The organism is Bacteroidota bacterium (genome assembly GCA_034439655.1).
Taxonomy (GTDB): Bacteria; Bacteroidota; Bacteroidia; order UKL13-3; family UKL13-3; genus CANJUD01.
The window spans coordinates 1-8,161 of record JAWXAU010000137.1; the positions used below are offsets into that span (position 1 = coordinate 1).

At 34.0% G+C, this 8,161-nt stretch carries 7 protein-coding genes and 1 pseudogene; 6 read left to right on the forward strand and 2 right to left on the reverse strand.

The features are described 5' to 3' along the window. Window positions 1-107: 107 nt before the first annotated feature. Both SGJ10_09745 and SGJ10_09750 read left to right on the forward strand, forming a co-directional pair. Window positions 108-491: pseudogene (locus SGJ10_09745) on the forward strand (porin). A 146-nt stretch (window positions 492-637) separates the two neighbouring features. Continuing rightward, a complete protein-coding gene (locus SGJ10_09750) occupies window positions 638-1,099 on the forward strand; it encodes a porin (GenBank protein ID MDZ4758403.1) in 462 nt (153 codons plus the stop codon). Between the two features lie 152 nt (window positions 1,100-1,251). Here SGJ10_09750 and SGJ10_09755 read toward each other — a convergent pair whose 3' ends face one another. Next, on the reverse strand, window positions 1,252-1,524 hold the full coding sequence (locus tag SGJ10_09755; GenBank protein MDZ4758404.1) for a hypothetical protein: 273 nt from the start codon (window positions 1,522-1,524) through the stop codon (window positions 1,252-1,254). 278 nt (window positions 1,525-1,802) lie between these two features. Then, window positions 1,803-1,970 (reverse strand): hypothetical protein, encoded by a 168-nt coding sequence (locus tag SGJ10_09760; protein ID MDZ4758405.1) that lies wholly within the window; start codon window positions 1,968-1,970, stop codon window positions 1,803-1,805. A gap of 66 nt (window positions 1,971-2,036) precedes the next feature. On the opposite strand from SGJ10_09760, the gene SGJ10_09765 reads away from it, so the two are divergent. From SGJ10_09765 to SGJ10_09780, 4 genes are all read left to right on the forward strand, one after another. After that, entirely contained in the window at window positions 2,037-3,173 is a 1,137-nt protein-coding gene (locus SGJ10_09765; GenBank protein ID MDZ4758406.1) for an ATP-binding protein, read from the forward strand. Between the two features lie 110 nt (window positions 3,174-3,283). After that, complete coding sequence (locus SGJ10_09770) at window positions 3,284-5,758, forward strand: outer membrane beta-barrel protein (GenBank protein MDZ4758407.1); 2,475 nt, start codon at window positions 3,284-3,286, stop codon at window positions 5,756-5,758. A 25-nt stretch (window positions 5,759-5,783) separates the two neighbouring features. Beyond that, window positions 5,784-6,251, forward strand: a complete 468-nt coding sequence (locus tag SGJ10_09775) for a T9SS type A sorting domain-containing protein (GenBank protein ID MDZ4758408.1) — start codon at window positions 5,784-5,786, stop codon at window positions 6,249-6,251. A 16-nt stretch (window positions 6,252-6,267) separates the two neighbouring features. Next, window positions 6,268-7,923 carry a hypothetical protein gene (locus SGJ10_09780; protein ID MDZ4758409.1) on the forward strand — a complete coding sequence of 552 codons (1,656 nt, stop codon included), beginning with the start codon at window positions 6,268-6,270 and terminating at the stop codon, window positions 7,921-7,923. Window positions 7,924-8,161: the final 238 nt, after the last annotated feature.

Below are 8,161 nucleotides of genomic sequence, written 5' to 3' on the forward strand. Positions count from 1 at the left end.
AAAAACAGGAGCATATAGGATTTTTCATAACATTGGGAGCATACAGTACTGATTCCAAAAATTGAAAATAAAAAAAGAGGAGTTTTCGCACAGACACTAAGTATAGTAAAAGCAGGTTTGCATTGAATAATGCCCGTTTGGCAATTGATGGACATAAGGGAAGTGATTATGAGTATAAACTTCAAATGGATTTAAGCCGTTTGGGCACACAAGAAATTCCTGGCGAAAGTGCACCCTTGATGGATGCCTATTTTATATTTAAACAGTGGCCAGTAGATATTACAGTGGGATATACAAAAATGCCATATTCAAGAAGTTCACTGATGCCAATTAAAACCCTTCCTTTCTGGCAAAGACCAGAACTTGCAAGAGGTTATATATATAGTAGACGCGATATAGGTATTACACTAAAAAAGAAACTTATGAATGACCGTATTAACATAATGGCAGGTGTGTACGGCGGAAAGGAGAATATATACTTACTTCAATAACAGGGGGTGATGCTGATAGAGGTGGTAAACCAGAATATGTTGCAAGAGCAGAGTTTAGCTGGCCCGGTAAATACCATTATAGGGATGTGGTGGATTTTAAACATGTGAAAAAATTCATGGGTACTATTGGCATAAACGGGCGATATATGAAACGAACGGAATCAATTACTATCGACATGGCTGATTTTGGAATGAAAAATTTAGCAGGAACACGTAAAGTATATGGATTCGATATTGCAGGACAGTATAATGGTTTTTCATTCCTTTTTGAGATGAATCAAATTGATATTTCACCAGTGGATACACTTTTATTATATGGTCGTAATACTACATTTTTCAGAGCCGGTGGTATGATAGGTCAAATATGTTATCATTCGAAAAAGCTTAAATCAGCTTTCTTGATTCGTTACGACGATTTTATGCCCAATGACTTACGCAGTAGCAATTATAGAATGGCCAATCTATCATTTGCCTATAACTATTATTTTAATAACGAAAACACCGCATTCCGAGTTCAATATTGGTATCGTTTATATAAAGATAATACCATGTTCGACAATAAATTTCGTGAAGACCAGTTGCGGATAGGTTTTCAGTTTGCGTTTTAATAATATTTTACCGTCATTGCGGGTCTCATCATAAATATATTCCTAAAATTTGTGCCTTTATATATGATGAGATGTGGCAATCTACTGGAGTATCGAAAACATTATAACGAGATTGCCACGCGGAAGCTGCTCGCAATGAAATTTTTAAAATCCTAATTAAGCCTTAACGCCAATCTATTAAGTTGCTCAATTACTTTAATACTTAGCTCTTTCCCTATTTTAAAATAAATAGCATTGTCAGGTGTATTATATACAGTATGGGTCTCCATGCTGTCCATCATAATTTTGGCATTGATGTATTTGGTTCTTAAATCTTGGTATATTGCAAACTGCTTTTGAGTAAGGGTTTTAATTCGTTCCATCCCCTTTAGTACTGTAAGAAATTCGTTCACCAAGTTTTCGGCTGTTAGTTTTTTTGTAATCATATATTTAATAAAATTTACTGTTATTTTTATTTTTGTTTGCATTATATAATAATCCTATTACCATACAGAGTGCAGTGGTAACTAATAATGCCAATAATAATAGATCGTCGTTCATACATACAAATTTCCAATTCCAATTTAACTTCATGTTTATCTTAAACTTATTAAATTATGAAACCAACAAATGTGAATAATTAACCTAAAAATAAAGTCCACCCTTTGGAGGCAGACTTTATTTAACCAATGAAAACACAATATCTAGAAAATATGATATTGTGTTAACGTAATCTGAATATCTGAACAGACTGATCTTTATAAGTTTGATAACGGGGTTGGCTCCCAGAAGCCTTATCACTACAGGTAACAATAGTACTATCATTAATAAATGAAACCCCTTCCATATTTCCATATATAGTATAATTGCCTACTCCAAAAACTAAAATCAAATATAAAAATTATACAAATTGCATTATACATTTTGTATAACGCAATTTGTTAATTACTTTTGTGGGATGAAAGAGATTGTAAATCCGTTTGGTATTAGCAATTACCAAGGCCCTGAGTATTTCTGCGATAGGGAGCAAGAAACAAAAACCCTTATCGCCAACATAAACAACCACAGCCACACGGCATTTTTTGCATTACGCCGTCTTGGTAAAACAGCCCTTATTCAGCATGTATTCCATTTTTTGTCCAAACGTAGAAACAGGAAATGCATTTATTTAGATATCTATGCCACTCAAAATTTAAAAGACCTCACCAACCAATTGGCCAATAGTATCTATAATGTTTTTCCTGAAAAAAAGGGAATCGGTAAAAAATTCTGGGACGCCATAAAATTGTTAAGGCCAGTACTTAGTATTGATGCAATGTCTGGCGAGCCTTCACTCAGTCTTGACATTACACATACCAAGCAATACGAAAAAACAATTCCGCAACTGCTTCTTTTTCTGGACCAGCAACCTGTAAAAACAGTAATAGCCATCGATGAATTTCAACAAATTCTGAGCTATCCCGAAAAAAATGTGGAAGCCATATTGCGTGCTACCATGCAACAATTAAAGAATGTAACTTTTGTTTTTTGTGGAAGTAACCAAGCCATGATGCAACATATTTTTAACAGTGCCAAACGCCCGTTTTACGGAAGTTGTAACACCATTAATCTACAAAAAATAGATAAAACATTATATAAAGATTTTATTCAAAATACCTTCAAAAAATTCAAATATAAAATTGCCGATGCTGAAGTAGAAACTATATTGGATTATACAAATACACATACCTATTATACCCAAAGCCTTTGCCATGAGCTGTTTGCCAATCAACAAAAGAATATTACTGCCACTACTTTGCAACAAGCTATTCGCAAATTGCTTCTAGAGAAAGAGGGAACATTTTTTCAATATAGAAACCTTTTAACTCCCACCCAGTGGCAACTCTTAAAAGCATTGGCCAAAGAAGAGAAAGTAGTGCAACCCTATTCAAAACATTTTATTGGGGAGTACCACCTTGGTTCTTCTGCTATTGTAAAACGAAGCCTTGAATCGCTGTTGGATAAAGAAATGATATATAAGGATAATTCAATTAAAGAACCCTATTTTGCAGTATATGATAAGTTTTTGATGCGGTGGCTGCAGAATGGGATGTAGACTATGGGATCAGACGTTAATACATGCGTTAGCTCATTTATCCCGCCGCAGCGTGTATCATTAACAATTAACCATTAAATTTGCAGCTTTAATAGAACTTAGATTTATCTATGACTCAAAGAATATTATATATAGCCCTTCTGTTGTTCCCCTTTATAACCCAAGCCCAGCAGGGAATTACAAAGTTTAAAATGCCCGATATAGGTCGCTTTTACGGCACAATCATTAATAGCGACACCAAGAAACCAATGGCTTATGCCTCGGTAGCTTTATATTTTGTGGGCAAAGATTCGGCAATTGCTGGCGTTCTTAGCAAGGGCAATGGTGACTTCAGTTTGGATAACCTTCCTTTTGGTAAATTTACGCTACGGGTAACCATGATAGGATATACCAAACACCAACAAGAAGTGAGTTTGAGTATGCAAAATGTAGAACAGGATTTGGGTAACATCAACATTGCAGTAGATGCAACGCAATTAAATGAAGCAAATATTCAGGGCAAAAAAAATGCCGTACAAATGGGTATTGACCGAAAGATTTTCAATGTAGACAAAAACCAGATAAGCCAAGGTGGTACCGCTGCAGATGTGCTTAAAAATGTGCCTAGTGTAACTATTGATGCCGATGGAAATGCCAAGCTGCGTAATGCCGCCACACAAATATATATTGACGGCAGGCCTGCTACACTCACCATCGATCAAATTCCCGCCGACCAAATAGAACGGGTGGAAATTATTACCAACCCTTCAGCCAAATTTGATGCAGGGACCTCGGGTGGAATTTTAAATCTGGTAATGAAAAAAAATACGAAACCTGGTTATAATGGAATAGTAGCAGTGGGAGGGGGCACAGGCAATCGTTATAATACTTTGGTATCACTAAATATGAAAGAAAAGAAATTCAATATAGGTTTTACTTATAGTTTGAACCATAGCAAAAATTTCCAAGCAAAAGGTTTTACCAAACGTACCAATATGCAATCAGGTTCGGTAGCCGACTATTATAACCAAGATAATGTAACCACTCCAGAAAATCAATTTCAAATGGGACGTTTAGGATTCGACTATTATATAAATAACCGAAACACTATAACAATAGCACATACCTCCGTTGCAGGTAAATTTGATATTATAGATAAGCAAAATTTTAAAAACCTTGATAAAAACGATGTGGTAAACAGTTACGGGAACCGCACTAACGAAACGCATAACCGTTTTTCTAATCATACCGAACAGATTACATGGAAACGCACTTACCCCAAGCCAGGCAAAGAACTTACTGCCGATGTGAGTTATAACTGGATGCGTTCAGCTACTAATGTGGCATTTACTACCGATAACTATTTATACAATGGAACAGTAGTGGGACATCAAATACGGCAATATAATAAAGGTGAAAATAATGCCGACCAAATGGTAGCTCAGTTGGATTACATAAAACCTTTGAAAAAGGAAAACACCAAAATAGAAACAGGGGTGAGGGCATATTATAAATATACTTCTACCTTGCTCAATGCTACCAATTGGGATTCTATCTCAAATAGCGAAAAAGAAAACCCATTTTTAAGTAGTAATTATTCTTTCACCGAAATGATTAATGCTGCATATTTTAATTATATAAGTAAATATAAAAAAGTTGGATACCAAGCTGGGCTTAGATTTGAGCAATCATCATTTGTGGGTGATCCAAGGAATGATTCATTAGAAAAGTTTTCGTATAACTATCCAGGTACGGGAAAAAATATATGGAAATCATTATTTCCTGCAGTATATTTTAGTAGGAAATATGATAAGCAGCAAGAAGTGCAATTGAATTATTCACGCAAAGTAAACCGTCCAGGCTTTATGCAAATGATGCCTTTTATTATGTTTGCCGATAATAAAAACTATACAATTGGTAATCCACGTTTGGCCCCTGAGTTTATTAATCTCGCAGAATTAAACTATCAAAAAATATGGAAGAAGGGAAATTTGTTGAGTTCTTTATATTTTAAAGGAATAGAACAACCGCTCACCAAGTATAGCTATCGTTCGCTCGACGATACTTCTAAGCTTGTTTCCACTACCATCAATGGTAAAAGTCAACAAGTATATGGCCTTGATAATACTTTTAAATATACATTTTTCAAAAAGTTGGATTTTACTACCAATGTCAATTTTTTCTATACAGTTATCAATTCCGATTTTGGAAATACGCCCATGAGCAACAAAGGCTTCAACTGGACAGGCAAAACCAATTTATTATATAAGTTCCCCAAAGATTTATCATTGCAAGTAACCGGTAGTTATGAATCGCCTAAAACTATTCCGCAGGGTACTGCCAATGCTGTATATTTTATGGATGCATCGTTGGTGAAAGAAGTAAAAAAGTTTATCAATATCAATCTCACTCTAAGCGATATGTTCAATACCAAACGCTTCGGTTCCTTGCTTGATGTACCTGGCGAATTCTACCAAACCAGTTCCCGCCGCCGCGAAACACGATATATAAAATTAACAATTATGATTCGTTTCGGCAAAATGGATGCATCTATCTTCAAACGCAAACCTGCCCAACAAGGTAATAATAATAGTTTAGATTTTTAATATATAATTAATAGGTAAAATGAAAATGGCAGTCTTTTTAATCATTATATTTTTTATAAGTTTATCTTCCTATTCTCAAAATTCGCCACAGGTTATTAATACTTCTGGAAACTATTTTTTTGATATAAACTATTTATTTGAAGTATCCATAGGAGAGCCCCTTATTGAAACATTTAGTAATAAAAGCAATATATTAACTCAGGGTTTTTTGCAACCTTTACAGCCACAAGCAAGTGCCATAACAAAAGCAACTGAGGGTGTATTTTTAAGTTGTTATCCAAATCCCTTTGTTGACAAAATATATTTTCAATCAAATAATAAACTCGGATTGGTTCAAATATTTGATATGTCGGGAATGTTAATTATTTCCGATTATATAATAGAAAATAATATAAATTTATCATGGCTATCAGCTGGTTTATATTATTTACGCTTATTTGATAATTTTAATATGCCAATAGCTACTTTAAAAATTTGTAAACTTAATTTCTAATAGCAAAAAATAGATTATGAAAAAAAATATTACTATTATATGTTTTGTCTTTTTATGTTTTGTGTCGGCAAATTCACAAGTACCTAAAGGAATAAATTATCAAGGTGTGGCCCGTAATGCAACAGGAGTAGCAATTGCCAATCAACAACTCGGAATTAAAATTTCTGTTTTCGATAGCAATGCCATTAATATTAATTGGTATACAGAAACACATTCAGTATCCACCAATTTGATGGGACTTTATACAATTGTAATAGGTAAAGGGAACACACTTATCGGAAAATTTGATTCTATTGATTGGTCAAGTGGCGATAAATGGATTAAAATATTAATAGATCCTACGGGTGGAATAAATTATATATTGGGAGGAAACTTGCAATTAATGAGTGTTCCATTTGCACTGTATGCTGCAAACATTAATACTCCTCAAAAATTAAGTATAGTAAATGATAGTTTACTTTTAAGTAATAATGGAAATGCTGTTGATCTAAAAATATATAAAGATAATACCGATTCGCAATCATTACAAAAAGTTGGAAATACGGTTGCGATTTCAAATGGTAATAGCATAAAACTAGTAGATGATGATAGTATGAATGAAATTCAAACTATTTCAATTTCAAATGATACTATTGCATTAAGTAAAAATGGAGGTACAGTAAAACTGCCTGATAATACTGACGTTGTAGGCGATTTGTTGGGGTGTGTTTTCGTACATAAGTATTGTACAGGTGATGGAACCATAACCAATCCATGGCGTTCATCCGACAGTTCAGCAGGAATAAAAGAAGCAATAAAAAATTTAACCCCTACCAAGCGAATAGTATATTTCAAACCAGGTTATTATTTTACAACGGGTGCACTCTATATTGATTTTGGAAAGCTCTTGCCTAATCTTTCAAATGCATATTGGAAATCTTCTTTTTCAGGAAGTGGAATTGAATTTCAAGGTCACATGGCTAATATATATGTAAATGGTGGATCGCTGTTAACGGGCGGAAAACCAGGAATACTTTTTAACTGGAAAGGTGAACATGCATTTTATTGGAAATATACTGGACTACAATTTTATGGAAATGTAGATACAGCATTAGTTCAATGGGGTAATGGTTATGAGTTCCCCTTGAACGGTTGCGATTTTGATATCACTGCAAATAATGGATTTGTACCTAAAAATTATAAAACCACGGCCTCGCGTTCTAGTGCTATTAATATATGTTGGCCACTTGAATCGCGTTTGCATTTGGTGGGCGTAAGTGCTACTGGCAGTGGTGTAATTTTGCAAACCGCTACATTTTGTACAATTAGCGGAGCTTTCAGCAATACAATTATTCCAAATAAAAATGAAATATATGATAAATCTTATGCACTTAATTTACTGAATTGCCAAAGTAATAATTTTACACATATCGATTTAGAAGTTGCCTACAATGGAATAAAGTTCGACCAATGGTCTATTCAAAATACATTTTCTGCAATTTTTGTGGCTAATTGTGATAGCAATGCAGCTACTTTTGATAACAGTAGTCAAGTAACAAATGGTAAAAATGTAGTGATATCAATACGAAGCGGTTCCACTTTACAAGCTCCCAGTTTAGCAATAGCACAAAAGCTATTTACCACAGGAAGTGATTCTACTAAAATGAAAATAGAAAATTATTTTGATTATTAGTATAAAACTTAAATTGACTTCTTTCTAGCTAAATTTTAAATAATAAGAATTTCTTATTAAAGGCCACATTAATAAAGTATAGAACTTAACTAATCATAAATTGTTTTCTTGCTAGTACCAATTCTTAAACTAAAATAGCCTTTGGACTATTTTAGGTTTGTAGAATGGTAATGCCGAACTACATCCCGAAAGCCCCGCTTAATCCCGATAATTATCGGGATGCGGGGGGATTAGTCCC

Excerpts from the sequence above, each read along its gene's own strand:
- SGJ10_09750 (MDZ4758403.1), top strand. The coding sequence starts at position 638 with ATGAAACGAACGGAATCAATTACTATCGACATGGCTGATTTTGGAATG.
- SGJ10_09755 (MDZ4758404.1), bottom strand. The coding sequence starts at position 1,524 with ATGATTACAAAAAAACTAACAGCCGAAAACTTGGTGAACGAATTTCTT.
- SGJ10_09765 (MDZ4758406.1), top strand. The coding sequence starts at position 2,037 with ATGAAAGAGATTGTAAATCCGTTTGGTATTAGCAATTACCAAGGCCCT.
- SGJ10_09770 (MDZ4758407.1), top strand. The coding sequence starts at position 3,284 with ATGACTCAAAGAATATTATATATAGCCCTTCTGTTGTTCCCCTTTATA.
- SGJ10_09775 (MDZ4758408.1), top strand. The coding sequence starts at position 5,784 with ATGGCAGTCTTTTTAATCATTATATTTTTTATAAGTTTATCTTCCTAT.
- SGJ10_09780 (MDZ4758409.1), top strand. The coding sequence starts at position 6,268 with ATGAAAAAAAATATTACTATTATATGTTTTGTCTTTTTATGTTTTGTG.